Here is a 24,056-nt window from a genome sequence, read left to right as displayed (position 1 = left end):
GGGGCCGGTAGTGTTGCCCGAGGCCGGAGGGCACGCTCGCCTTTGGTGCCGGCGCTGCCTCGGTCACCACCCTTGGGCAGGGCGTTACGCGGTGCCCTCAGGCACCCGCTGCCTTTGGTGCCGACGCAGGAGCGGGTAACCACCCCCGAACCCCGGGCGTTGGTCGCCCTCCGGTAACCGCTCCCGCCGTTGGTACTGGATGGCGTACTCGCTCCCGGGTCGGCGGAGGGACATGCCACACTCGTGGGGGTGAGCGAGCCCGAAGTTCCCCCCGGAGGCGGTGTCCTGCCGACCCGTCCGATCCTCGGCGGTTTCCACCCCGACCCCACGGTGTGCCGCGTCGGCGACGTGTTCTACCTGGCGTGTTCGAGCTTCGAGTACGCGCCGGGCGTCCCGCTGTTCCGGTCGTCGGACCTCGTGGCCTGGGAGCGGGTCGGCGCGGTGATGGACCGGCCCTCCCAGTTGGCGCTGTCCGGCGCCGCGCCCTCCTCGGGCGTCTACGCCCCGACCCTGCGCCACCACGACGGCACCTTCTTCCTGGTGACCACCAACGTCTCCGACGGCCCGGGACACCTGCTGATGACGGCGACCGACCCCGCCGGTCCGTGGTCCGACCCGGTACGGATCCGCGGCGCGGGCGGCATCGACCCGGACCTGGTGTGGGACGGGGACGGCAGGTGCCTGCTCACGTGGTCGGACGGCGGGATCCGCCAGGCCGTCCTCGACCCGGCCACCGGTGACCTGCTGTCCGAACCGCGCCCGCTGTGGAGCGGCACCGGGGGCAGGGATCCGGAGGCGCCGCACCTGTACCGGGTGGGGCGGTGGTGGTACCTGGTGGTCGCCGAGGGCGGCACCGGCCCCGGACACGCGGTGACGATCGCCCGGGGTCCCTCTCCGGAGGGCCCGTTCGAGGCCTGCCCGCACAACCCCCTGCTGACCGCCAGGGGGACGCCGGGCCCGGTGCAGAACACCGGCCACGCCGACCTGGTCGAACGGCCCGACGGGTCGTGGGCGGCGGTGTTCCTGGGAGTGCGCCCCTCGGGCTCCTTCCCCGGATGGCACGTGCTGGGCAGGGAGACCTTCGCCGCCGACGTCTCCTGGCGCGACGGCTGGCCCGTGGTCACCGGACCGGTCGAGCCGCGGGAGCCGCCGCGGGTGCGCGCCTCGCTGGGCGGGGGGACGCTCGGCCCCGACTGGGTCGGCGCCGGGGTCTTCCCCGACCAGGTGCTGCGGTGGTCGCGGGACCGGTGGCGGATGTCGCCTCCCGGAGACGAGCGGGTGTTCGTCGGCCGCCGCCAGGAGCACACGACCATGACCGTCCGGGCCGGGATCGACGCGGACGGGGGCGCGGGCGCCCTGGAGATCCGCGTCGACCCCGCTCACCGGTTCGCCCTGGAGGTCGAGGGCACGCGGGTGCGCGCCGTCGCCCAGGCCGGACCGCTCACCACCGTGCTCGGAGAGGCGCCCGCGTCCGCGGACACGGTGCTCGAACTGCGAGTGGTGCCGTCGACGGCGCCCGAGTACAGCCGCGAACGGGGACCGGACGTGGTCGTCGCCGCGGTCCGCACCCCGGAAGGCACCACCGAGCTGGCCCGGATCGACGGGCGCTACCTGTCGACCGAGGTCGCGGGCGGTTTCACCGGCCGCATGGTCGGGGTGAGCTGCGGCCCAGGCGGGATCGGGGTGCGTTTCGTCGAGTACCTCGGCGGCGCCTGACCCCGCCGTAGACCCTCGCCACGCATCCGTTCGAGGGGTGCCCGTACCCGCAGCGCCCGGCCGTCCGCGCCGGGGTTCAGTCGCCGACGACCCCCTGCGCCGCCCGGTAGAACAGGGCGACGGTGACCGCGCCGGGGTCCGGGCTGCCCAGGGCGGCCTCGCCCACGTAGCTGGTGCGCCCCCGGCGGCCGAGCAGGTCGCTGGTGCCGTCCGCGCCCTCCCGCGCGGCCTCCGCCGCCGCCCGCAGCCCGGCGTGCAGCCCCGCGCCGCCGCCGACCGCCCCGGTCAGGGCCTCCGACGCCGGGGCGATGGCGTCGACCATGGTGCGGTCCCCGACCTCGGCCGACCCCAGCCGGTGCAGGGTCGCCCACCCGTTCGCGGTGGCCTCGGCCACCATCGCCAGGGTGAACGCCTCCGCTCCGGCGCCCGCCTTGCCGAACTCGCGGAACCACATGCCGAACAGCGGGCCGCTGGTGCCGCCGCTGTGGCCCAGGAAGGTCTCCGCCATCACCTCGAAGGGCTGTCCGGCCGCGCCCGTGGCGGCGGTGTCGGCCAGGGCCTCACGCGTGCGGCGCAGCGCGGTGGTCATGTTGGTGCCGAAGTCGCCGTCGCCGCTGCGGCGGTCCAGGTCGGTGAGGTAGCCGCCCTCCTCCTCGACCGCGCCGATGAAGGCCTGCACCCACCGCTCGACGTCGGAGGGACTGAGCTGCTCTGCCATGCCGGTGCTCCCGTGCGGATTGTGGTGGGACGGACGTTCTACCAGGTGAGCGCGGGCGTGGCGGCCGGAGCGTCCCACAGCTCCAGCACCTCGTCGTCGGCCCCCACCAGGGTGACCGAGCAGCCCGCCATGTCCAGGGAGGTCACGTAGGACCCCACGAGCGAGCGGGCCACCCCGATCCCTGCGGCGTCCAGGACGCGCCGCACCTCGCGGAACACCCCGTACAGTTCCAGGTCGTGTGTGGCGCCCAGGCCGTTGACGATGGCGATCACCCGGTCCCCGCGCCCCAGCCCCAACGCCTCCACCAGCGGCGAGACCATCGGCGGCACCAGCTCGCGGGAGGGGCCGAAGGCCCGCCGCCGCCGGGCCCGCTCGCCGTGGATGCCCACACCGAACTCGACCTCGTCCCCGGGCAGCTCGAACGAGGGCCGGTCCTGCCCCGGGTGGGCGCCCGCGGCCAGCGCCACGGACAGGGTGCGGCTGTGCGCCGCGACCCGGCGCCCGAGCGCGGCCAGCTCCGCCAGGTCGGCGCCGCGCTCGGCCGCGGCGCCGCAGACCTTCTCCACCGCCACGACCGCCGCCGTGCCCCGGCGGCCCGGACCCCCGCCGTCACCGGTGTCGGTGGCCAGGTCGTCGTCGACCAGGACGATCTCGCTCCGCACGCCCTCGTCGGCCAGCAGCTCACCGGCGATGCGGAAGTTGAGCACGTCGCCGGTGTAGTTCTTGACCACGTGCAGGACGCCCCGGCCGGTGTCGGCCGCCTGCGAGGCCGCCCGGATCTGCACGGCCGTGGGGGAGGCGAAGACGGCCCCCGGCACGGCGGCGTCGAGCATGCCGGTGCCCACGAAGCCCACGTGCAGGGGCTCGTGGCCCGAGCCGCCGCCGGAGACCACCGCGACCTTGTCCGCGGCCGGGCGGGCGCGCACGACGTAGGCGGGTTCGGCGTTGAGGCGCACGTGGTGCGGCCAGGCCGCCGCGAACCCCTCCAGCGCCTCGGGCACCACGTCGCCCGGCTCGTTGATGAACTGTCTTCGCATCGGCACGCTCCGTAGTCCTGGCGGCGGCCCTCTCCGGCGCCGTATGCGACATAGCCGTGCGCCGACCCGCCCAAACGTCCCCAGCCGCGCTGTTCTCCGCGCGGTGGCCGTGTCCGCACTCCCTGGGCGTTATATGCGCGTTATGAGCACAAGGGGCGCGAACTCTTGCTTTCCTCTGCGTAAAGCGCGCAGTATGGCCCTGTTCACATGCGCGAAACGAGCAGGGGTGGTTATGCGTCACCAAGGGCTGCTGGACGCCGTCACCGACGGCGTGCAGAGGGTCGAGGACCTCGCGCGGGAACTCGGCATCAGCCCCTCCACCGTGCGGCGCGGACTGGGCGAGCTGGAGAGGGCCGGAAAGGTGGTCCGCACCCACGGCGGCGCGGTCCCCGCGCCCGCGGGCGCCGAACTGTCCTGGACCCAGAAGAGCCTGCGCGACGCCCCCGCCAAGCGGCGCATCGCCGACCACGCCGCCGCGCTGGTCGAGGACGACCACGTCGTCCTTCTGGACGCCGGGAGCACCACCACCTTCGTGGCCGAGCGCCTGGCCCGGCGCTCGGGGCCCACCGTGGTCACCTCCGGCCTCGGGCCCATGGCCGCGCTGCACGACGCCGAGGGGATCGAACTCGTCGTCGTCGGCGGACGCGTGCGGCGAAGACGCGGCTCCATCGTCGGCGACTACGCGCACGGCGTCCTGGACCGCATCACCCCGCACATCGCCTTCATCGGCGCCGACGGCCTCCTGCCCGGCCGGGGGCTCAACTGCCCCAGCCCCGAGATCGCCGCTGCCAAGGAGCTCCAGATGCGCAGCGCCCGGCGGGTGTTCGTCGTCGCCGACTCCAGCAAGGTCGGCTCCGGCCCCCACCCGTACTGGGCGGTCGTCCCCGGACCCTACGGCCTGATCACCGACGACGGGATCGGAGCCCGCGAGCGCGAGGCCCTCGACGCCGATCCCGCCTGCACCCCCCACATCGTTCCGGTCGGCGCGGGCACGCGACCGGAATGACCCCCTGAAAGGCTCCTGGTATGGAAGTACAGCTCCTCGCCGCACTGCTCCTGGGCGTCGGCACCGTCATCGCCCTCATCGTGTGGTCCCGGCTGGACGCGTTCGTCGGTCTGCTCGCCGGAGCCCTGGTCACCGGCGTGGTCGCGGGCGTCCCCGCCCCCGAGCTGGTGGAGCACCTGACCACCGGCTTCGGCAACACCCTCGCCGGAATCGGCATCGTCATCGCCCTGGGCGTGATGATCGGCACCGTCCTGGAGCGCAGCGGTGGCGCGGACGCCCTGGCCAAGGCCTTCGTCCGCATGGCCGGGAAGGGTCGCGAGGACGTGGCGATGACCGCCACCGGCGCGGTCGTGTCCGTCCCCGTCTTCTGCGACTCCGGCTTCGTCATCCTGCACCCGCTCGCCCGCTCCCTGGCCAGGCGCTACGGCAGGCCGCTGGTCGTGATGAGCCTGGCCCTGGCGGGCGGGCTGTCCATCACCCACCACCTGGTCCCGCCCACGCCCGGCCCGCTCGCCGCCGTCGGGCTCCTCGACGCCGACCTGGGCACCACCGTCCTGCTCGGCGGGGCCATGTCGATCCTGCTCATCCCGGTCGTGGTGCTCTACGCGCGCTACGTGGGACCCCGCCTGGAGGCGAGCGTGGAGTCGGGCCTGGTCCCCGAGAACGCCGCCGCGGGCGGACCGGGCGCGGCCATCGGCAAGGGTGCGGCCACCGGCAAGGGCGCCGCGTCCGGCACCGCGGCCCCGGGCACCGGACGCGACATCAGCCAGGAGCCCCCGGACCCGGGCGTGAGCGCGCTGACCGCCTCCGTCCCGCTGCTGCTGCCCCTGCTGCTCATCGTCGGCAACACCTTCACCGGCGCACTCGCGGCGGGCAGCGCCGTCGCAGGTGTCTTCGCCTTCCTCGGCAACCCCGCCATCGCCCTGATCATCGGGCTGGTCATCGCCGTCTACACGCTGCCGCCCCGGGGAACCGGGCGCAGGGAGGTCGTCTCCTGGTTGACCGCGGCCGCCGCCTCGGCCGGGCTGATCGTGTTCATCACCGGCGCCGGAGGGGCCTTCGGCGAGGTCCTGCGCGCCTCCGGCGTGGGCGACGCGCTCGCCGACGCCGTCTCGGGCTGGCCCGTGCCGATGTTCCTGCTGCCGTTCGTGATCGCCACGTTCGTCCGGCTCGCCCAGGGCTCGGGAACCGTCGCCATCATCACCTCCGCCACCCTCAGCGCCCCGATCGTGGCGGCGGCGGGGATCAACCCCGCGCTCGCCGTGGCCTCCGCCTGCGCCGGTTCCTTCGTCTTCTCCTACGTCAGCGACTCCTACTTCTGGGTCGTGACCCGGTTCACCGGCCTGTCCGGCGGCGCCGCCATGAAGATGTGGAGCGGGATGACCACCGTGCTGTGGCTGGCCAGCCTGCCGCTGCTGTGCGTCGCCGCCCTGGTGCTGGGTTAGGGGGTACCCGTGGCGCGGATCCTCGTCCTGGCCGACGACCTCACCGGAGCCAACGCCACCGGCGCGCGCTTCGCCCAGACCGGCATGCGCGTGGCCTCGGTGGACACCGGGCACGCCCCCGAGGCGGCCCCGGCCTACGACGCGGTCGTGGCGAACCTGGACAGCCGCCACCTGCCCGCTTCCGAGGCCGCCGGGCTCGTAGCCGACACCGTGGCGCGGCTCTGGCCGGTGGACCTGGTGGTCAAGCGCACCGACACCACCCTGCGCGGCAACGTCGGCGCCGAACTGGAGGCCGCCTGGCGGGCGGTGCGCGAGCGCACGCCGTCCGGAGTCCGTGTCCGCGTGCTCTTCGCCCCCGCACACCCCGCCTCCGGGCGGATCACCGTCGACGGCGTCCAGCTGCTCGACGGGGTCCCCCTGGAACGCACCCAGCTGGCCCTGGACCCGCTGAACCCGGTCCGCACCAGCGTGGTGGCCGACCTCGTCGCCGAGCAGAGCGCCCTGGCCGTGCGGCACCTGTCCCTGGGGCGGGTCACCCGCGCCGACCTCGTCGGGGAACTGCTCGCGGGCGACGAACCCGTCGTGCTGTGCGACGCCGTGACCGAGGACCACCTGGCCGACATCGCCCGGGCGGCGGCCGCGGCCTCCCGCCGGGACGGCACCGTCTGGGTGGCCGCCGACCCCGGCCCGTTCGGGGCGCTGCTGGCCCGCGAACTGGGGCTGCGCGGTACCACACCCGACCCCGGGCCGGTCCTGGCGGTGGTGGGCAGTGCGACCGAGCTGACCCGGCGCCAGCTCGACACCGTCGCCGAGGACCCCTCGGCGGAGTTCGTCGACGTCGACGCCCAGCGCTTCACGTCCGACCCCGGGCACCGCGACGAGGTCGCGCGGCTCCTGGTCCGTGCCCTGGCCCGGAACTCCTTCCCCGCGGCCGTGATCGTGCGCACCCGCGCCTCGGCCGAGGACGTCGTGCGCCTCCCGGCCGAGGCGCGCCGCGCCATGCCCGGCATGCTCGCCGCGCTGGTCGCCGGGGCCGTCGCCCGGGCCCGCCCCAGCGCGCTGTTCTCCAGCGGCGGCGACGTCACCTCCGCCCTGCTCGCCGCCCTGGACGTGCGGGCCCTGGACGTGGGCGGCGAACTCGTCCCGCTGGCCGTGCACGGCCGCCTGGACGGCGGGCCGTTGGAGGGCACCCCGATCATCACCAAGGGTGGGCTGGTCGGAGAGCAGGACACCATCGCGCGCTGCCTGGCGCGGCTGCGCGACACGGTCAACGACAGGCTGCGCGGGGTGTCCGCGCGGATCCCGAGCGGAAGAAGAGAAGATGACTGAACGCCCGACCCTGGCCGTCACCGTCGGAGACCCCGTCGGCATCGGCCCCGAGATTACCGTGCGCACCCTGGCCGAGGTGGGTGCCACCGCCCCCGCGCGCGGGGTGGTCGTCGCCGACCCCGCCGTGCTGCGCCGCGCGGCCACCGTCCTGGGCCTGGACGTGCGGGTGCGCGCCGTGTCCTCCTGGGACCTGCCGCCGGAGCAGGAGGGGGTGGTCGACTGCCTCGACACCGGCGGACTCGGTGACACCGAACTGGAGTGGGGCAGGGTCGACGCGCGCGCTGGGGCCGCGGCGGTCCGCGCGATCGAGGTGGCCACGCGGGCGGCGATGGAGCGGCGCGTGGACGGGATCGTCACCGGGCCCATCAACAAGGAGGCCATCTGGGCCTCGGGCAGCCGCCACCTCGGCCACACCGAGATGCTCGGCGAGCTGACCGGCGTCACCCGCCAGAACACCATGTTCGTGGTGCGCGGCAAGAAGATCTTCTTCGCCACCCGGCACGTCTCGCTGCGCGGCGCGCTGGACAGGATCAACGAGGAGCAGCAGGTGGGGGCGATCACCGAGGCGCTCACCGCGCTGCGCGTGTTCGGCCACGACGAGCCGACCCTGGCGGTGGCGGCGATCAACCCGCACGGCGGCGAGAACGGCGCCTTCGGCGACGAGGAGATCCGCCACCTGGCCCCGGCCGTGGAGCGGGCACGCGCCTCGGGCGCGGACGTGGTCGGACCGGTCCCGGCGGACTCGGTCTTCCACCGCCTGCTGACCGGCCACTACGACGGGGTGCTCTCGCAGTACCACGACCAGGGCCACATCGCGGCCAAGACCTTCGACTTCGACGGGACGATCTCGGTGACGGTGGGCCTGCCGATCCTGCGCACGTCGGTGGACCACGGCACCGCCTTCGACATCGCGGGCCAGGGGGTGGCCGACCACGGCACCATGCGCTCGGCCTTCCTGCACGGGGCCGACTTCGCCCGCTTCGCCGACCGCATCCGCGCCGAGTACGGGAGCTGACCGGGGGCGGGAGCGCCGCCGCCGGTGCCCGCTGCCTCCCGGGGCCTCGGCTTGGCGCCGGCCCACCCGTCGTCCGTCCGCGTGTGGGGCGCGGACGGACGACGGGCCGGTCAGGCGACCCGAACCCGGTCTCAGCTGTCCCCGACCGTGGCGGGGGAACGCGACGGGCTCTGCCCGGACCGCGCGGAGCCGCCTCACGGCGCGGCTTCGCGGAGCCCGGCCGCTGCGCGGACGAGTGAGGCGACCGCCTGGGAGCGGCTGCTCGACGGCCACGCGATCACCGTGGTGGCCTCCGGCGCGTCGACGACGGGCACCGCGACGTGTTCGGGCCACTGCCAGGCGCGGCTGGAGGCGGGGATGACGAGCAGAGTCCTGCCGAGCGCCACGAGCTGGGCGAGCTGTGACTGGGTGCGCACCTCCGGCCCGGGGCCGTCCGGGTAGGTCCCGTCGAGCCGGGGCCACCGGGCGATCGGCAGGTCCGGTACGTCGCCGACCTCCGCCAGTGTGAGCTGGTCGCGTGCGGCGAGCGGGTGCCCGGCGGGGAGGATCGCGACCTGGCCCTCGACGCGGAGTTCCTCGGTGTCGAACCCGGCGAGGTCGTCGAAGGGGCGGTGCATGAGCGCCACGTCGGCGCTCCCGTCGCGGAGCAGCCCCGCCTGCTCGCCGACCTCGCACAGGAGGACCTCGACCGGGGCCGCGCCGGGTGCGCTCCCCGCCGCGTCGAGGAGCCTTCGCAGCAGCTCATGGGACGCCCCGGCCTTCGTCACGAGCACCAGCGGCCGCTTCGGGTCCCCGGCGCGCCGTGTCCGGCGCGCGGCGGCCGCGACCGCGTCGAGGGCGGCTCCGGCCTCACGGAGCAGCACCCCGCCGGCGTCGGTGAGCGCCACGCCGCGACGGTTCCGGTCGAGGAGCCGGACACCGAGCCGTCTCTCCAGCTGGCGGATCGCGCGCGAGAGCGGGGGCTGCGCGATTCCGAGCCGGTCGGCGGCGCGCCCGAAGTGCAGTTCCTCGGCGACGGCGACGAAGTACCGGAGCTCGCGGGTTTCGAGATCGTCCACGCGAGCAGCCTACTGACCGATACCCGGTGGGTATCACGGCGGACTGAGCCGGTATTGGACGGTACGTGCGTGCTCCGCCGAGCATGGACCTCGTGAACGACACGAAGACCGCGCTGGTCACCGGCGCGAACAAGGGAATCGGTTTCGCCATCGCCCAGGGGCTGGGGGAGATGGGCTTCACGGTCGCGGTGGGAGCCCGCGACGACACCAGGCGAGGAGAGGCCGTCGAGCGCCTGCGCACCGCGGGCGTCGACGCGTTCGGGGTCGCGCTCGACGTCACCTCCGACGACAGCGTCGCCGCCGCGGCGGCGACGATCGAAGAGACGGCGGGGCGGCTCGACGTTCTCGTCAACAACGCGGGCATCTCCGGCCGGACCGAGGGCGGCGCGCAGGATCCGACGACGCTCGACCTCGACGTCGTCCGCGCCGTCCTCGACACGAACGTGTTCGGGGTCGTGCGGGTGACGAACGCGATGCTCCCGCTGCTCAGCCGCGCGAACTCGCCGCGCATCGTCAACATGTCGAGCAACATGGGCTCGCTGACGCTGCGGACCGGCCCGGTCCTGGCCGCGTACGCGCCGTCGAAGTCCATGCTCAACAGCGTCACGGCACAGTACGCCCGCCGGCTCGCCGACACGGACGTCATCGTGAACGCCGCCTGCCCGGGCTACGTGGCGACCGACTTCACCGGGTTCAACGCGCCGCGGACGCCCGAGCAGGGTGCGGCGATCGCGATCCGGCTCGCCACCCTGCCGGATGACGGGCCGCGTGGCGGCTTCTTCGACGACGAGGGCGCCGTTCCCTGGTGACCCCGGGCAGACGGCGGGCGGGCGGGGGCTAGGCGCCCAGGCCCGACATCAGGTCGGCGAAGGGGACCGGCTCCTCGTAGGGGTCCCCGGCCGCGGGGGAGTGGTCCGCGGCCAGCGCCGCGAGCTGGCGTCCGGCGCGCTCGACGCGCTGGGACAGCTCGCGGCCGCCGCCCTCGCCCGAGCCCCAGTCCTCCGAGGCCGCGTACACGCCGGTGGGCGCGACCACCGAGCGGGTGTGGGCGAACATCGGCCGCAGTGCGTGCTCCAGCACCAGTGAGTGGCGCGGGCTGCCTCCGGTCGCGCCGATCAGCACCGGCGTGCCGTCCAGGTCCTCGGGGTCGACCACGTCGAAGAAGGACTTGAACAGGCCGCTGTAGGAGGCGTTGAACACCGGGGTCACCGCGATGATCCCGTCGGCTCCGGCGACGTCCTCCAGCACACCGCGCAGCTCACCGGTGGGCACCCGGGTGGTCATCGCGTTCACGATGTCGTGCGCCACCTCGCGCAGCTCCACGGTGCGGGTGCGGACCTCGTCGCCGCGCTCGCGCAGCGACGCCTCGGCGGCGGCGGTCAGCCGGTCGGCGAGCAGGCGGGTCGAGGAGGGCGTGCTCATCCCCGCCGAGACGGTCACCAGTGTGCGGGTCGCCATCTGTCCCCCTAGTAAAAAGCTTCTTGAGAAGTAGTTTATTGGCGAAACTACCAGAGGAACGGCGTGTCCGTCCCGGCTATTCCCGAGGGGCGCCGTGGCGGAGCGGGAGGCGCGTGCTTCCACTGTGACGCCGGGGTTCACCGGGGCCGCGCGACATACCGAACACTGTTCTTTACGGGGTGTTTACATGTGAAGCGACGGTGGTTATTCTCATGGGAGCGCTCCCGAGTGTTTTGGGTCACACGCGGCCTGGGTCGCACATGGGGGCGCGAGCGTCCATGTCCCCAACCCATCCCGCCCGTCCCCCAGTCCATCCCACTTTCCGCGCTCCTGTTCTGGGAGCGCTCCCACCCATGCGGACATCCCCCGCGTCGCGACACCCTCCACGGAGGACGACGTGCCCCGCGCACCATCCCCACACCACCCGGATTCCACGCATCAGTCGGCGGTCCCGCGTCCCGACACTCTCGTCCCTCTGGCACCACCCCCAACCATGAGGAAAAGCAAGAGGTGGCTTCCCCGTTCTTGACCATGTCGCACCCGGTCAGGTCCTCGATCACGGCCACCTGGTTCTCGCGGACGAGTCGAGAGGTGAGCTCGCGCAGGAAGTCCTGGAGTCGGTCGGTGATGCGGGCGTGCACCCGCGCCACCTTCTCTCCGCGCTGCGCCCCAAGGTCCCCGGGGCGGTCCGGCCCGCCCCGGGGCTCCGGGAACTTAACGAGTAGTCACCACGATTGCACCCGTTGTCTCCGTGTGTCGTGGGTGTTAACTTCGCCCCACGATGCCTGGGAGCGCTCCCGCAAGGCGTGCGCAAAACAGGCGTCCGTATTCCGGAAAACCACCGGACGCGCACCGGCCCGACCCCGGGCAACGAGCCGCAGGTCACAGCGTCGTACCCGGCTCTCTCCCCCCACACCCGCACTCCGGCCCCGCCGCCTCCCCTCGGAGAGCTCCGCCCCGACGCCGTCCTCCGGCGCGCGGGGCCCGCGGCGGGGAACGGAGAACCTGTCCGAGGAGGACACGTGACCACCCCCCGCCCCGGCCCGCGCCGCACGGCGCGCTGGCGCAGACCCGCGCCCGCGCTCCTCGGCGCGGTGCTCTTAGCCGCCCTCCTTCCGGCCTCGCCCGCGCAGGCCGCACCGATTTGCTCCGTCGACTACCAGCTCAACGACTGGGGCTCGGGCTTCACCGCCGAGGTCTCGGTCACCAACGAGGCCGAGTCCGTCTCCAACTGGACGCTGGGCTGGGAGTTCTCCGGCAACCAGAGCATCAGCAACAGCTGGAACGCGCAGGTCTCCCAGAGCGGCAGCTCCGTGACCGCCAGCGGCCCCTCCTGGGCGTCCGGCCTCGCCTCCGGACAGACCGCGACGTTCGGCTTCCAGGCCACCTACAGCGGCGCCAACGAGGCACCCACCGAGTTCACCCTCAACGGCCTGGACTGCGCGGGTGAGGACGAGGAGCCCGAGCCCGAGGACCCGACCCTGGTCGTGGACCCCGACTCGGTCACCCTGGAGCCCGGCGGCGAGGCCGCCTTCGACGTGGCCCTGTCCGAGGCGCCCGCCGAGGACGTCGCCGTCAGCGTGGAGCGCACCTCCGGCAGCGAGAGCCTGTCGGTGGCCTCGGGAGCCTCGCTGACCTTCGGCGACGCCGACTGGGACACCGCCCAGGAGGTGACGGTCGCCTCCTCCGGCGACGGCTCGGGCGAGCCCGCCCAGGCCGAGTTCACCGTCTCCGCCGAGGGCTACGACCCCGTGGTGGTCACCGCGCGTGAACTCTCCGGCGCCGCCAACGCCTACGAGGAGGAGTTCCTCGCCCAGTACGACAAGATCAAGGACCCCGACAGCGGCTACTTCCGCGAGTTCGACGGCCTCCTCGTGCCGTACCACTCGGTGGAGACCCTGATCGTGGAGGCGCCCGACCACGGCCACGCCACCACCTCCGAGGCCTACAGCTACTACCTGTGGCTGGAGGCGACCTACGGCAGGATCACCGGCGACTGGGAGCCCTTCAACTCCGCGTGGGCCACGTTCGCTAACCCGCTTTCATAAGACGATAGCATGACCCAGTGCACATCTCTCGTCTACGCCTGAGCGAGGCAGCCCTGCGCGCTGCCATCTACACCCGCGTCTCCGACGACAAGCAGGACGGCAGATCCTGCGAGGAACAGGAGACCGAGTGCAGAAAGTGGGTGGCCTACGAGGGATGGGACCTGGTCCGGGTCCTGTCGGATCCCAATGTCTCGGCGAGTCGCTACTCCAAGAAGGACCGCCCTGACTGGGTTCGGCTCCTCGACCTCATCCGCCGCGGTGCCATCGACGCGGTCGTCTTCTGGGAGCTGGAACGCGGCATCCGCAGCTGGAAAGAGTGGGCGGAATTCGCAGACCTAGCCGAAGATCGAGCGCTGCTGATCATGGTCGACGGGCGTGTCTACGACGCCACCGACCCCAGGGACATGGCGCACCTCGCTGGGATCGTGACCCGAGGGATCGAGGAAGTAGGCAAGACCCGTCGGCGTGTCACCCGCGCTACGCGCAGCCAGGCTGAAAAGGGCGGCCCCTCCGGGACCCCGGTGTTCGGTACCCGGTCTGTGTACGACCCGGACAAGGGCACCCTCCTGCGCCGGGTGGTGGATCGCACTCCGTGGCCAACGGCGGAGGGTGAGACCACCCCCGTCGAGATGATGCGCTACGCGGCCGAGCGCGTTCGGCGCGGCCACACTCCTCACTCCGTCGTGGCGGAGTGGAACCGGCTGGAGATCCCCAGCCCGAAGGGTGGCAAGTGGTCCACCGAGGCCTTGACCTCCATGCTCAAACGGCCCGCCCTCATGGGCATGCGGGAGTGGCACGGGCGGCTGATCAAGGACACCGAGTGGGGAGACCGGTGGGAGAAGGTCCTCTCGCCGCAGGTCTGGTACGAGGTCCAGGAGAAGCTCAAGGTGGACCCCCAGCGATCAGCTGATCGTCGGCGGATGGCTGGCGTGAAGCATGAGGTCTCGGGGATTGGCCGTTGCGGGCGGTGCGGTGCGCCGATCGGCGTTGGAGTCGGTGGGCGCGCGGGCACCCTGGTCTACCGGTGTGAAGGGCTGTACGAGGGGGCTAAGAGCGGGTGCGTCACGCGGAGTGTGACCGGCCTGCATGAATGCATCGAGGCGTTGATCGTCGCGGAGTTCTGCCGACCCGACGTCGCCTTCCGTTTCCTGGAGCCCAAGGCCGACGAGACCCAGGTGGCTGAGGATGAGCGACACCTGGAGTACCTGAAGTCGGAGCTGCAACTGGTCAAGGACGGGTCGTTGAAGACCGGCCGCGCCCGGATTCCGATGGTCCGGGTGCTGGAGCTGGAGGCGTCGCTGGGCGCTGAGATCTCGGAGGTGGAGGAGCGGTTGCGGAAGCGCACGGCCCCTCTGCCGCAGCCAGTCCAGGATTTTCTGGCCGCTCAGGGTGCGGCGGGTGCGCTGCTGAAGCTGTGGCGTTCCTGGTCGGTTGAGCAAAAGCGCTCGGCCCTACTGGATTTCACGCAGTCGATCCACATTTTGCCGACTGGACGTGTGGGGCGTCGGAAGCTGCTGCCGTCGGAGTCGGTGGATATTCGATTTGTAGGGGACCCAGAGTTTGTGCTTCTGGGTCCCGCGGGTTGATCTCTTCGGGGGCTTCTTTCTTAGAGCTGGATTAGAGGGTGTCGGATCTTCTGTGGAATGTTGCTCGCGATCACAGTGAGGGAAGTGATGCTCTCAGGCAGGTAGATGTAGGGGTTCTTGATGACTTTCTTGAGTTCTTTCGTGCTGTAGGTGTAGTGGAAAGCTTCCAGCCATTGCTGCCATTCGCTGATTTCCAAGAACTTCCCCATGGCGTTTATCAGGTGGCTGGTTGTGACCCCGGGATGCACGAGGATGTTTGTGTAGTTGGGCTCGTACACGCGGGCTAGGGGGAGCGCGGCCGGCTCGGGCACGGGGTGCAGGAGTACCTGCAGGCGGGGGGTGCGGTTGGCCATCATGGTGTTGTTTTCCTGTGGTGCTGTGGTGCTGAGGGGTCGTCTGTGCGCTGGGGATCACAGGCCGTGCGCTTCCGTCTCGAATACTTCCCCTACCTCGCGTGCCACCTTGGCCATGGCCCGGAGTATTACAGCTACGCTGCTGATTTCCTGGGGTTTTGACCAGATGTAGGTGACGCCGTATCCGGGGGATATTTCTAGGCGGTACTTGACTCCATCGGCGGAGGGTTGTGTGTATAGCACCTCGCCTTTTTTGAGGTGCTTAGAGGGTCCTCTTTCTAGTTCGGTTTCTGGATTCGCTTCGCCCTCGGGGGGAGCGGGGTTTCCCTCTCGGGTGACGCGTTCGATGGTGCCTGGCGGGATTTCAAGTGCGTTTTCAAGGCGCGTTACATATGCCCTTCCGGCACCATCGGATCCTTTTTCTCTGATTTTGGACAGCGTGCCGTTCGAGATGCCTGCTTTGCGGCATACATCTCTCCATGTCCATCCGCGCTCATCGCGCAGGGATTCGAGGTAATCCTCGACCGTGACCGTCTTGGGCTCCATGCCTCTCAGTATCGCGGCCCTGGGGGCTGCATGGGGTGCCTCTGGTCGGTGTGCCGCCTTGTGAGCGCCCTCGTGGGGGAGCGGGCCTGTGCCCAGCTGCCATCGTGAGAGCTTTTGCAAGCAGATGACAGCTTGGCTTCCAAAAGCTTCTAAAAGCTTCCATGAGCTGGTACGCTCGCGGGCATGTCACTACTTGATCGCCGCGTGGTCATGCGGCTGTGCACCGAGAGGGGCTGGGAGGTAGGGGACCTGGCCAAGCACTCCCAGGTGCCGATCGCGTCCCTGTACAAGTACCTGCACCGTCGCAAGCCGGTACGCCCACCCCGCCAGCGCGTCTGCGCGCTGGCGAACGCCTTCGAGCTGGACCAGGTCACCGATCTGCTGGCGCAGGAGGACGCGTGAGCGAGCTCAACCTGCGACGCCTGGCGGAGGCCACGGGAGTGCCCGAGGCAGCTTTCACCGAGTGGGCGCAGACCCCAGAGGTCGACGGCATCGACCCGCGGCTGTGGGCCGACGCCCTGGCGCACCGCGCTACACACGCCACTCCGTGGCCTGAGCGCGTGCTCGACCGGTGCACCCGCTACGCGGGAGACCACATCGAGGCCACCCCGGCCGTGCGCACCGCGCACGAGCCCACCTCGCAGGCGGCATAAAAAATCCCCCGCCCGGTCGCGACCCGGGCGAGGGCGATTCCCCAAGAGAGGAACCCGAATGAGCAGTCAGGCTACCACCGCCTTGCTGGAGCTGGCCGCGCAGCAGGAGGCGCGCTACCGCACGGCCGCGCAGCGCACCCAGAGCCCGGTCTACGCCCGCCTCGCCGAGCGCGCGGCGCGGGTGGGCGCTGCGCTTTCCGGCCCGGCCCCGGTGGACACGCTTCGCTCCCTGTCCTGGACGACGGCCAACCCGGCCGTGGCGGACCTGATGGAGGACGTGGCCAACGTCCTGGAGGGAGCCCGATGAGCTGGCGAGACTGGGCACGTATCGTCCCCCGCAAGGCCACGACCTTGGCGATGAAGGGCGCTGAGGTGCGCGTCACGGAGACCCGCATCGTGGACGCCGCTAAGGGGATTTTCCCCGAACTGCACCTCTACCCCTCGGGAGAGGACAGGGAGCCCGAGGTGGGCATCGTCGTGGACGCGGGCGCGAGCCGCGACGACCTGGAGCACCTGGCCGACCAGGCCGAGCGGTGGGCAGAGCAGCTGCGCGAGGCCGCACGCACGGTCGGGTGGCGTGAGGACAGCGAAGCTCTCGACTCCGAGGACGACGAGGACGACGAGGTTCGGCCGGTCCGCTCTGGGGTCGGAGCATGAGGGACCCACTTCCTGCGGCGGTGACCTGCCCGGAGTGCAAGAGCATCCGGAAGGTCACCCTCGCGGGGGCCATCTACAAGCACAAGGCCCCCAAGGCTGAAGGGGCGAAGCTGGCGTTGCCGTGCCCGGGGTCGGGCACGCTCGTGGGGTCGGCGCGTATCCCCTCCCGGGTGAAGGGGTTCTACCGCTGCACCACGACCGGGCGGCGTCTGCGATCGGTGACCACGATCCTGCACGGGGGTAACCCCAACCCCGCGCTCGCGCCCTGGAGTGCCGGGCGGGCGCTGGACGAGGCGTTCGACTCCCTGGAGGAGATGGAAGCCGTCAAGGGCTTTCCGGAGTTGCGCACCGAGGTGCGTCACCGGCTCCGGGGCGCGGCCGTGCGGTACCGCGACGAGAAGGCCGACCTGGGCTCGAAGGTCCACACGGTGGTGGAGTGCTACATCCTCGGGACGGCGCTCCCAGCGGAGATCGCTGAGGATCCGGAGATGGCCCCGTACCTGGTGGCGTTCGAGCGGTTCGTCGCTGAGTGGGAGATCGAGTTCTACGCCTCTGAGATGACCGTCGCGAACTACCGCGACAACTACGCGGGGACGCTGGACTTCCTGTTCCGGTCCCCGGTGCTCGCCCGTATGTGGGGACTTCCCCTGCTGACCTTGTTCCCCGGGGACACCAAGACCGGCGGTACCACCCTGAACGACCGCACCTACGCGGGACACATCCGGGGGGTCTACCCGGAGGCGGCCTGCCAGCTCTCCGCGTACCGCAACGCCGAGTACGGGTGGATGCCCGACGGCACGTGGGTGCCCATGCCCGCCACGCATGACGTGGGGATCATCCTGCATCTGCGCCCGGAGGGCTACCAGGTGGTGCCCGCCCGCTGCGACGAGACGGTCTACCAGTGGTTCCGGTCGTGCCAGGCCGTGTGCGAGGCCAACGCCCAGCTGTCCCCGTCGGTCCTTGGTGACCCTCTCACTCTTCCTCTTCCCGCTCACCAGGAGGTAGCGGCAGCATGATCAAGACACTTCAGCGCAGGATGACCACCATCGGGCGCATCCGCATCGGGGACAGCGTCCCCGCGATATCCCGTGGCGGTAAGGAGTACCGGCGGCCGAGGAAGCTGGACCACTTCCGGCTGACCTCGTCGGACAAGCTCCTGTTGGAGCACGCGGCCAAGGAGTACGGCGGCACGGTGGAGCCGTGGGAGCCCCAGGGTGGCGGACCGAAGGTGTGGTCGGTCCACACCACGGCGGACCGGCTTCCGATCGTGGTGCCGCCCCAGGGCTCTGTCAGCCAGTGGTTCGAGGAGTGGGAGGGGCGCCGGTGCGTGCGCCGCTGTGACGGCGAGGTCGAGACCTTGTCCGGTCGGGGGTGCCCCTGCGCGGCCACCCAGAACCAGACCTGCAAGCCGACCACCCGGCTCAAGGTACTGCTCAAGGACCTGCCCGGAGCGGGCCAGTGGTTGCTGGTCAGCCACGGGTACAACGCCGCCGCCGAGCTGCCGGGGTACGCCGAGCTGCTGGGCGCGGTCGGCGGGTACGTGGACGCGGACCTGCGAGTTGAGGAGCGTATGTCGCTTCTTCCCGACGGGACCACGACCCGGTACATGGTGCCGGTGATCTCGGTGATGTCGTCCCCCGCTGAACTCCTGGCGGGGAAGGGCACGGTCCAGTTGGGGTCGCCGTACCGGGTGCGGCCGGTGGCCGAGCTGGAGAGCGAAGCCGTGGACGTTCCGCAGATCACGCACGCGCAGAAGCAGCGCATGGGGCGGCTCATGAACATGCAGGGCATGAGCCGTGATGAGCGGCGTCAGTTCGTGTGCGACATCGTCGAGCGCCAGATGGAGTCCAGCGAGGAGCTGACCGAGCACGAGGCCGAGACGGTGCTCAAGGCGCTGGCCGTTCTGCCCAGCCCGGCGCAGATCTGGGAGAGGTTCCTGGATGACGCGCTCCCCGATGACTGGTCCGTGGCCGAGGTCGAAGCGGCGTTCCGCCGGGACCACGATGGCCGGGCTCCCCAGGAGGTACCGGTGGCGCACATCCGCGCCTGGGGGGAGCTGATGGCCAACGGCCAGGTGGACCACGTCGAGTCTGCCGCCTGACGACCTGACGACGTTTTCGGGGTGCCGCCGCGCGGCAGCGGGCGGCACCCCCCTGTTTTTCGGAGCCAGATGTGATCAAGGACGAGAAGGACCGCAAGGCCCCGGTCGCCGAGTGCCCGGTGTGTGGGCGGCTGCTCCGGGTGAAGCCGGACGGCGGCCTGTACGGGCACGGCAACCGGGACTGGCCTGCGTGGAAAGCCTGTGTGCGCTTTCAGTACGCCGGGGCCACGGACGGATGGGCGGCCCGTGAGGACGGAGCGCTGGTCGCCCCCGCCGGGGTGGCCGAGCAGGTGTGGGACGTGCGCGCCGCGGTGGAGCAGTGGCCCGGTGCGAAGGGCCTGAGCCAGATGGTGCTGAGCAAGTTGATCGGCGTGCTCACCGCCCGATGGGACGCGCTCAACCGCGAGCTGATCGGGTTGCGTGCCCAGCGCGACGTCGTGCGCGACCAGGAGGCGGTGCAGGCCGTGGTGCTCTCGGCCGTGGTCGGCCTGGTCGGTGAGGAGCAGGCGCCGGTGGTGGCCGCTGCGGCGGCCAAGGCCGTCGCGGACCTGATGGAGGGCAGCGATGGACAGCGCTGAGATGTGGTCCGGCGTCGACGCCGAGGATGTGCGCGAGGTCCTGGGGTGGGCGCTGGCGTCGGCCGGGGTGGATGCGCGCTTGGTCGACGGGCGGGCCACCGGGTGGCGGACGCCGTGCCGGGACTGCGCCGACCAGGCGCGGCCGCCGCAGGGAGCGTGCGCCACGTGCGAGGGAACCGGGTCGGTGCTGCACAGCGGCGGCGAGGTTCCTGACCTGGAGGGCGTCGACGAGGACGCGCGCCTGGCCGTGGCGCGCGCGGTGCTGGCTGGCACCCCCTACGAGGTGATGCACCAGGTGGATGTGCTCAACGCGCTGATCGCCCAGCAGGAGCACGGCGCGGCCCGCACTCGCCAGGAGGTGGTCAGTTACGCGAATGAGCAGTGGCTGCCCTCCCACGCGCTCGCGGCGCGGGTGAGCACCTGGAAGTACGACCCCGACCTGGACGTGATCGGGATGGGCAAGCCCCAGTGAGCGCCGTGCGTGTGCGCTTGCCGGACAGGCAGGAAGCCCACCTGCTCACTGCGGGACGAGGACGGATGGCCACGGCGGCGTGCGGGCGACACCCGCACTGGCCGGATGTGTGGCTGTGGGATCGGAAGGCGGACGAGCTGGAGCTGTGTGCCGTCTGCAAGGAGGAGAGCACGGTGGACGAGGAGCTGGAGCAGCGGCACGTACAGGTGCAGCAGGACGCGGCGTTGCGGGCTATGGAGGCCCTGCACAACGCGCTGGCGGAGATGGCCAGGGCCCGCCAGGCCGACGAGGCGGTGGGCAGCGACGCCGCGGAGCACTGCGAAGGGGACTGCTGCCCGCGCCAGGTCGAGGTCGAGGACCTGGACGCCGAGTTGGTCCAGGCCGAGCGGTCGGTGCGCAACGTGCTGCGCATCCTGTCGACCCGTGTGCACCGCCAGGACGTGGTGCTGGAAGGGGAGCAGCGGTGATCGTGCACGGAACCCCGGTCGGGGACCACCACACCTGGGTGCGGCCGCAGGGGCCCGCGTGCCCGGGGTGTGAGTGCTGCACGGCCGCGCTGTGCGAGATCGGCAAGGCCTCGTTCGACCGGTGTGAGGGGGAGACCTCGCCCGGGGCGATGGAGGTGGTGCGCGGGTGCCCGTGCTCGGGGCCGCAGGCCGCCGACAGCGTCGCCCACCTCATGGAGCGCTGGCGCGAGCAGGTGCGGGCGGAGTGGGAGAAGGACCCGACCGCCGCCGAGCGGTACCAGGCGCTGTTGAGGGAGCGGGTGATCGACCAGTCCGGTGGTAGCGGCGTGGAGATGGGCCGCCTGCTGCGGGCGCTGGTCGAGGAGCTGTGGCCGGTCTCGGCCGAATGATCTGGTGGGCCGCCCCACCCGGGGGTGGGGCGGCCCACGTTGGTGGGTGCCGCGGGGACGCCGCGGCGAAGACAGGAGAGATGTCATGTCGGACGCAGAGCAGAGCACACCGGAGTTCGCCGTCAAGCTCCTGGGCAGCCTGCCCAAGGCCTCGCGGGAAGCCCTGGAGCCGCATGAGGCGGCGATGTTCAGCGAGCGCGGGGGCGAGTGGATAGTGATCGCGCGGCTCGGCCACAAGAGCCGCCAGGAGGACATTCGTACCGACGGGGAGTACGACTACGTCCTCAAGACCACGCTGCTGAAGATCTTGGAGCTGGAGGTCATCTCGTCCCCGGACTCTGAGGCCGCCTACGCCATGCTCAACCGGTCCAAGGAGCGGCGCACCCGCGCGCTCCAGGACGCGGCCCTGCACGACGAGGGTTCGTTGTTCCAGGACGCCCGGTGAGCCAGGAGGCCGCGGTGGGGCGGCGTGTGGAGCTGAGGTTTGGGCGCCTGCCCCGGCTGACCGCGAACCGGTCGTACTGCTGGCAGCAGGAGAGCAGGTACAAGGAGCGCATCCGTAAGGCGGGCCGCCGGATGGGGCGCGAGCACGGGGTGGCGATGTGGCGCGCGAAGGCGATCGTGATCGTGCACCCCAAGACCTACGGCCGCTTCGACCCCCACAACTGGGGGCCGACGTTCAAGTCGCTCATGGACGGTCTGGTCGACGCCGGGGTGCTGCCCGACGACAACGCCAAGCACCTGATCGACGTGTCGTTTCGGGCGGGGGAGCGGGCCCAGGACGGGCCGCGGGTCGACGTGATCTTGGAGGAGGTCCTCGATGGAGCTGCGTGAGTTCGCCCCGGGCCAGGGGATGTGCCCTGGCTGTGGCCAGAGCGTGCACCTGCTCTCGCCGCGCCGCGGGGATCTGCACATGGTGATCGCTGAGCACCAGCACGACAGCGGACTGTGCTCGGGGTCGGGCAAGGCCGAGGTCGGTTGGGCCCGGTCGCGCGGAGCGGTCGAGTGGGAGCAGATGAGCGACGCCGATCGCGGTGTCGCGCTGGCGCACGTGTTCGAGTGCACCACCCCGCGGGCGCCGAGGACCGCTTGGGAGCACCCCGAGCACGCCTATCACGAGGGGCCGCTGGCCGGGCTGGAACCGCTGCAGGTGTGCGCGCACGCCTGGGACCAGACGGGAGGGTGGCCCGCGGCGCTGGAGCGGTGGGGCACTGAACAGGTGCACGCCTGGGTGGAAGAGCGCCGGTTGACCCCGGCCGAGTTCTTGGCCCGGCACGGGTTCGCGGCAGGTTCCTCGCTGTATGTGGTCGAGGGGCGCGCGCTGGGTGTGTGCGTGGGCGCTGGCGGACAGCGGCCGCCGGGGTGGGCGTGGTGGACGGCGGCGACGGGGCCGGGCGGGCAGAGCGTGGTCCGGCCCGACGGGCGCACCCGGGTGGGGCGTATCGCGGTGCGGGAGATGTCGCTGCTGCGCGTGTCGGAGCCCACGCGGGTGGATGCGGGCACCGAGCCGGTGCAGGCCTGGCAGGCGCTGATGCAGGCGGCCGACCGGTGGGAGCCGGTGGCGGTGGAGCGGGCGGACGGCACGCGGGTGGTGTACCACCCCACGGCTGCCTGAGATCGACGTTGGCGGGGGTGCACTGAGGTGCACCCCTTGGGGAGAGGACGAGATGAACAAGCAGGGCGACTGGGCTTCGCGGGGTGTGTGCCGGGAGCGGCCGGAGCTGTTCGCGGTGCCCGATGCGCGGGTGAGCGTGCGCGGTGTCGAGATTCGGGAAGGGCCGAGCGCGCGGATCCAGCGTGAGCGGGCCGCGGTGCAGATGTGCTGGCGGTGCCCGGTGTGGCGGGAGTGCCGTGAGTGGGCGCTGCAGGACAGCGGCCAGGTGGAGACCGTGTGCGGTGGGTTGACGCCGAAGCAGCTGCGTGAGGAGCGAGCTCGGACCGTCATGGCCGTGGTGGCTTAGGTGGCCTTGGTGCGGGTCGGGCGGCGGGGGACGTTGTGAGCGCGGGCGATCTGGCGTGCGGTCTCGTAGGTCTTGCCCATGTGGCTGGCGGCGTCCTCGGTGGACATGCCGGCCAGCATCGCGGCGCCGGCGCTGGATCGGAGCAGGTCCGCGGTGAGCTTCTTGGCTCGGGTGGCTGCGTCGTCGGCCTTGCGGGCGGCGCGTAGGGCCTCGCTGGTGTCGTCGGTGGTCTGGGCGATCTCGGCGTAGCGGACCGCTTCGCGCAGGACGTCCAGGGCTGTGTCGGGTGCGCTCATGGGCCCATGATGACACAACACACCTTGTGCAAGCGTGTTTGTGTAATGTCGTTTAGGCAAGTTAGATTGTACAAGCAAGGTTGCATAAGCGGTTGTGGGGGAGTCGGACATGGGCCTGCACGTGGCGCGCGGCTGGGAGCCCGGCGAGATCGAGCGGAACTGCCCCTGCCTCAAGGCGCCCTGCGGCCTGGTCGATTACAAGCGCGCCGACCCGGCCTGCACCGAACACCACGAATCCCAGGCCAAGACCATCCGCCAGCACCACGCGGCCGACCAGTGCCCGGCCGACCCGGCCCAGACCCAGACGAAGGAGACGCCGATGAGCGGCTACGCCCGACTGAGCGGCGAGATCACGATCGAACCGCCTCTGACCTGGGGCCAGATCAGGAACGGGCCGAACCTGAAGGCCCTGGAGTACGTACAGGAGACCGAGGAGGTCGAGACCGACGAGGGCTCGCTCACCAAGGTCACCGCCTACGCCGTGGTCCCGCGCGGCCCCCGTCCTGTGAGCGTCGAGCGCGTCATGGACGACCTGTCGCGGCTCGCCGTGGCCTTCCCCGACAACGAGCTCGGGGACTACCTCACCGCGGCGGCCGATACCCCCGAGGACCTCTTCCGCCTGGTGATGCGTGAAGGCCGCCCCACCCGGATCACGCCGACCATCATCTGGCCCCAGGACTGACCTGAACACCCCGGTGGGCCCGGCCGGGCCCACCGCCGAAACACCACGACACGAGCAGGGAGCAAGGAGCACGCGATGGGATACGGGGTCACCTTCGACGGCGAGATCACCGTCGACCCGCCTCTGAACTGGGGCCAGATCAGGAGGTCGCCCGCCAGCGACGACCTGGAGATGGTGCAGGACGAGAAGAAGACCGACACCGAGGAGGGCCAGACCCTCGTCATCAGCTGCGCGCGCCTGCGCCCCCAGATCGAGGCCGACGGCTACCGGGTCGAGCTCCAACTCCAGGCCCTGGTGGACATCTTCGGCGCCGCCCACACCTTCGGCGGCTACATCGAGTGCTGGGGCGAGGACCAGGGGGACCTGACGCGCCTGGTCGTGCGCGAGGGCAAGGTCCTCCGCATCAAGCCGACCATCACCTGGCCCCAGATCTGACCCCGCACATGCAAAAGGGGGCGCCTCCATTGGACCGGCAGCGCCCCCTC

General features: G+C 71.5%; 30 protein-coding genes and 2 pseudogenes. 24 read left to right on the top strand and 8 right to left on the bottom strand.

The window, feature by feature from the left end; all coding sequences use genetic code 11:
• Positions 1 to 249 precede the first annotated feature (249 nt).
• The gene (locus ACSIH6_RS29875; protein WP_435111672.1) at positions 250 to 1,716 is read left to right on the top strand and encodes a glycoside hydrolase family 43 protein; all 1,467 of its coding nucleotides are present in this window, start codon (positions 250 to 252) and stop codon (positions 1,714 to 1,716) included.
• Between the two features lie 76 nt (positions 1,717 to 1,792).
• Here ACSIH6_RS29875 and ACSIH6_RS29870 read toward each other — a convergent pair whose 3' ends face one another.
• Entirely contained in the window at positions 1,793 to 2,434 is a 642-nt protein-coding gene (locus ACSIH6_RS29870) for a DAK2 domain-containing protein (protein WP_435111671.1), read from the bottom strand.
• Between the two features lie 38 nt (positions 2,435 to 2,472).
• A complete protein-coding gene (locus tag ACSIH6_RS29865; protein ID WP_435111670.1) occupies positions 2,473 to 3,471 on the bottom strand; it encodes a dihydroxyacetone kinase subunit DhaK in 999 nt (332 codons plus the stop codon).
• A 232-nt stretch (positions 3,472 to 3,703) separates the two neighbouring features.
• Between ACSIH6_RS29865 and ACSIH6_RS29860 the strand changes: the two genes are divergently transcribed.
• The 4 genes from ACSIH6_RS29860 to pdxA are packed head-to-tail and all read left to right on the top strand — an operon-like array spanning position 3,704 to position 8,266.
• The gene (locus ACSIH6_RS29860; RefSeq protein WP_435111669.1) at positions 3,704 to 4,477 is read left to right on the top strand and encodes a DeoR/GlpR family DNA-binding transcription regulator; all 774 of its coding nucleotides are present in this window, start codon (positions 3,704 to 3,706) and stop codon (positions 4,475 to 4,477) included.
• 20 nt (positions 4,478 to 4,497) lie between these two features.
• Positions 4,498 to 5,922, top strand: coding sequence for a GntP family permease (locus ACSIH6_RS29855; RefSeq protein ID WP_435111668.1), 1,425 nt, complete (start codon positions 4,498 to 4,500; stop codon positions 5,920 to 5,922).
• A gap of 9 nt (positions 5,923 to 5,931) precedes the next feature.
• Positions 5,932 to 7,251 (top strand): four-carbon acid sugar kinase family protein, encoded by a 1,320-nt coding sequence (locus tag ACSIH6_RS29850; RefSeq protein WP_435111667.1) that lies wholly within the window; start codon positions 5,932 to 5,934, stop codon positions 7,249 to 7,251.
• A complete protein-coding gene (pdxA, locus tag ACSIH6_RS29845; RefSeq protein ID WP_435111666.1) occupies positions 7,244 to 8,266 on the top strand; it encodes a 4-hydroxythreonine-4-phosphate dehydrogenase PdxA in 1,023 nt (340 codons plus the stop codon). The genes ACSIH6_RS29850 and pdxA overlap by 8 nt, the downstream gene beginning before the upstream one ends.
• A 194-nt stretch (positions 8,267 to 8,460) precedes the next feature.
• On the opposite strand, the gene ACSIH6_RS29840 is transcribed toward pdxA, so the two are convergent.
• Positions 8,461 to 9,324, bottom strand: coding sequence for a LysR family transcriptional regulator (locus ACSIH6_RS29840; protein WP_435111665.1), 864 nt, complete (start codon positions 9,322 to 9,324; stop codon positions 8,461 to 8,463).
• Between the two features lie 83 nt (positions 9,325 to 9,407).
• Here ACSIH6_RS29840 and ACSIH6_RS29835 point away from each other — a divergent pair, with 83 nt between their 5' ends.
• On the top strand, positions 9,408 to 10,133 hold the full coding sequence (locus ACSIH6_RS29835; RefSeq protein ID WP_435111664.1) for an SDR family oxidoreductase: 726 nt from the start codon (positions 9,408 to 9,410) through the stop codon (positions 10,131 to 10,133).
• A 28-nt stretch (positions 10,134 to 10,161) separates the two neighbouring features.
• On the opposite strand, the gene ACSIH6_RS29830 is transcribed toward ACSIH6_RS29835, so the two are convergent.
• Together ACSIH6_RS29830 and ACSIH6_RS29825 are read right to left on the bottom strand one after the other, a co-directional pair.
• Complete coding sequence (locus tag ACSIH6_RS29830; RefSeq protein WP_150256116.1) at positions 10,162 to 10,782, bottom strand: FMN reductase; 621 nt, start codon at positions 10,780 to 10,782, stop codon at positions 10,162 to 10,164.
• Between the two features lie 521 nt (positions 10,783 to 11,303).
• A pseudogene (locus ACSIH6_RS29825) lies at positions 11,304 to 11,435 on the bottom strand (transposase); the annotation flags it as partial.
• Between the two features lie 369 nt (positions 11,436 to 11,804).
• Between ACSIH6_RS29825 and ACSIH6_RS29820 the strand changes: the two are divergent.
• Positions 11,805 to 12,803 (top strand): annotated as a pseudogene (locus ACSIH6_RS29820) (glycoside hydrolase family 48 protein); the annotation flags it as partial.
• Positions 12,804 to 12,847: 44 nt separating this feature from the next.
• Positions 12,848 to 14,416, top strand: a complete 1,569-nt coding sequence (locus tag ACSIH6_RS29815) for a recombinase family protein (RefSeq protein ID WP_435111663.1) — start codon at positions 12,848 to 12,850, stop codon at positions 14,414 to 14,416.
• A gap of 20 nt (positions 14,417 to 14,436) precedes the next feature.
• On the opposite strand, the gene ACSIH6_RS29810 is transcribed toward ACSIH6_RS29815, so the two are convergent.
• Entirely contained in the window at positions 14,437 to 14,772 is a 336-nt protein-coding gene (locus tag ACSIH6_RS29810; RefSeq protein WP_435111662.1) for a hypothetical protein, read from the bottom strand.
• 54 nt (positions 14,773 to 14,826) lie between these two features.
• Complete coding sequence (locus ACSIH6_RS29805; RefSeq protein ID WP_435111661.1) at positions 14,827 to 15,315, bottom strand: helix-turn-helix domain-containing protein; 489 nt, start codon at positions 15,313 to 15,315, stop codon at positions 14,827 to 14,829.
• A 183-nt stretch (positions 15,316 to 15,498) separates the two neighbouring features.
• On the opposite strand from ACSIH6_RS29805, the gene ACSIH6_RS29800 reads away from it, so the two are divergent.
• From ACSIH6_RS29800 to ACSIH6_RS29735, 14 genes are all read left to right on the top strand, one after another.
• Positions 15,499 to 15,717, top strand: a complete 219-nt coding sequence (locus tag ACSIH6_RS29800; protein WP_435111660.1) for a helix-turn-helix domain-containing protein — start codon at positions 15,499 to 15,501, stop codon at positions 15,715 to 15,717.
• Positions 15,714 to 15,968, top strand: a complete 255-nt coding sequence (locus tag ACSIH6_RS29795) for a hypothetical protein (protein WP_435111659.1) — start codon at positions 15,714 to 15,716, stop codon at positions 15,966 to 15,968. Before ACSIH6_RS29800 ends, ACSIH6_RS29795 begins: the two co-directional genes overlap by 4 nt.
• 58 nt (positions 15,969 to 16,026) lie before the next feature.
• Positions 16,027 to 16,275, top strand: coding sequence for a hypothetical protein (locus ACSIH6_RS29790; protein ID WP_435111658.1), 249 nt, complete (start codon positions 16,027 to 16,029; stop codon positions 16,273 to 16,275).
• The gene (locus tag ACSIH6_RS29785) at positions 16,272 to 16,625 is read left to right on the top strand and encodes a hypothetical protein (protein WP_435111657.1); all 354 of its coding nucleotides are present in this window, start codon (positions 16,272 to 16,274) and stop codon (positions 16,623 to 16,625) included. The genes ACSIH6_RS29790 and ACSIH6_RS29785 overlap by 4 nt, the downstream gene beginning before the upstream one ends.
• Positions 16,622 to 17,641 (top strand): hypothetical protein, encoded by a 1,020-nt coding sequence (locus ACSIH6_RS29780; protein ID WP_435111656.1) that lies wholly within the window; start codon positions 16,622 to 16,624, stop codon positions 17,639 to 17,641. The genes ACSIH6_RS29785 and ACSIH6_RS29780 overlap by 4 nt, the downstream gene beginning before the upstream one ends.
• The gene (locus tag ACSIH6_RS29775) at positions 17,638 to 18,726 is read left to right on the top strand and encodes a recombination directionality factor (RefSeq protein ID WP_435111655.1); all 1,089 of its coding nucleotides are present in this window, start codon (positions 17,638 to 17,640) and stop codon (positions 18,724 to 18,726) included. Before ACSIH6_RS29780 ends, ACSIH6_RS29775 begins: the two co-directional genes overlap by 4 nt.
• Positions 18,727 to 18,797: 71 nt before the next feature.
• A complete protein-coding gene (locus ACSIH6_RS29770) occupies positions 18,798 to 19,304 on the top strand; it encodes a hypothetical protein (protein WP_435111654.1) in 507 nt (168 codons plus the stop codon).
• Positions 19,291 to 19,776 carry a hypothetical protein gene (locus ACSIH6_RS29765; protein ID WP_435111653.1) on the top strand — a complete coding sequence of 162 codons (486 nt, stop codon included), beginning with the start codon at positions 19,291 to 19,293 and terminating at the stop codon, positions 19,774 to 19,776. The genes ACSIH6_RS29770 and ACSIH6_RS29765 overlap by 14 nt, the downstream gene beginning before the upstream one ends.
• Before the next feature lie 65 nt (positions 19,777 to 19,841).
• Positions 19,842 to 20,243 carry a hypothetical protein gene (locus ACSIH6_RS29760; RefSeq protein WP_435111652.1) on the top strand — a complete coding sequence of 134 codons (402 nt, stop codon included), beginning with the start codon at positions 19,842 to 19,844 and terminating at the stop codon, positions 20,241 to 20,243.
• Positions 20,240 to 20,632, top strand: coding sequence for a hypothetical protein (locus ACSIH6_RS29755; RefSeq protein WP_435111651.1), 393 nt, complete (start codon positions 20,240 to 20,242; stop codon positions 20,630 to 20,632). Before ACSIH6_RS29760 ends, ACSIH6_RS29755 begins: the two co-directional genes overlap by 4 nt.
• Positions 20,633 to 20,717: 85 nt before the next feature.
• Positions 20,718 to 21,077: a hypothetical protein gene (locus ACSIH6_RS29750; protein WP_435111650.1), complete on the top strand. Its 360-nt coding sequence runs from the start codon at positions 20,718 to 20,720 to the stop codon at positions 21,075 to 21,077.
• Positions 21,074 to 21,466 carry a hypothetical protein gene (locus tag ACSIH6_RS29745; RefSeq protein WP_435111649.1) on the top strand — a complete coding sequence of 131 codons (393 nt, stop codon included), beginning with the start codon at positions 21,074 to 21,076 and terminating at the stop codon, positions 21,464 to 21,466. Before ACSIH6_RS29750 ends, ACSIH6_RS29745 begins: the two co-directional genes overlap by 4 nt.
• Complete coding sequence (locus ACSIH6_RS29740) at positions 21,453 to 22,247, top strand: hypothetical protein (protein ID WP_435111647.1); 795 nt, start codon at positions 21,453 to 21,455, stop codon at positions 22,245 to 22,247. Before ACSIH6_RS29745 ends, ACSIH6_RS29740 begins: the two co-directional genes overlap by 14 nt.
• Before the next feature lie 52 nt (positions 22,248 to 22,299).
• A complete protein-coding gene (locus ACSIH6_RS29735) occupies positions 22,300 to 22,593 on the top strand; it encodes a WhiB family transcriptional regulator (RefSeq protein WP_435111646.1) in 294 nt (97 codons plus the stop codon).
• On the opposite strand, the gene ACSIH6_RS29730 is transcribed toward ACSIH6_RS29735, so the two are convergent.
• Positions 22,590 to 22,889 carry a hypothetical protein gene (locus ACSIH6_RS29730; protein WP_435111645.1) on the bottom strand — a complete coding sequence of 100 codons (300 nt, stop codon included), beginning with the start codon at positions 22,887 to 22,889 and terminating at the stop codon, positions 22,590 to 22,592. The genes ACSIH6_RS29735 and ACSIH6_RS29730 overlap by 4 nt on opposite strands.
• Before the next feature lie 109 nt (positions 22,890 to 22,998).
• On the opposite strand from ACSIH6_RS29730, the gene ACSIH6_RS29725 reads away from it, so the two are divergent.
• Positions 22,999 to 23,571 (top strand): DUF6205 family protein, encoded by a 573-nt coding sequence (locus tag ACSIH6_RS29725; protein WP_435111644.1) that lies wholly within the window; start codon positions 22,999 to 23,001, stop codon positions 23,569 to 23,571.
• A gap of 75 nt (positions 23,572 to 23,646) precedes the next feature.
• Positions 23,647 to 24,006, top strand: coding sequence for a DUF6205 family protein (locus ACSIH6_RS29720; protein ID WP_435111643.1), 360 nt, complete (start codon positions 23,647 to 23,649; stop codon positions 24,004 to 24,006).
• The last annotated feature ends 50 nt before the right edge of the window (positions 24,007 to 24,056 follow it).

Origin of the sequence: Nocardiopsis synnemataformans (assembly GCF_965343085.1) — a bacterium.
In the GTDB taxonomy this organism is placed as follows: Bacteria; Actinomycetota; Actinomycetes; order Streptosporangiales; family Streptosporangiaceae; genus Nocardiopsis; species Nocardiopsis alborubida.
This window is presented reverse-complemented; position numbering and strand designations above follow the sequence as displayed.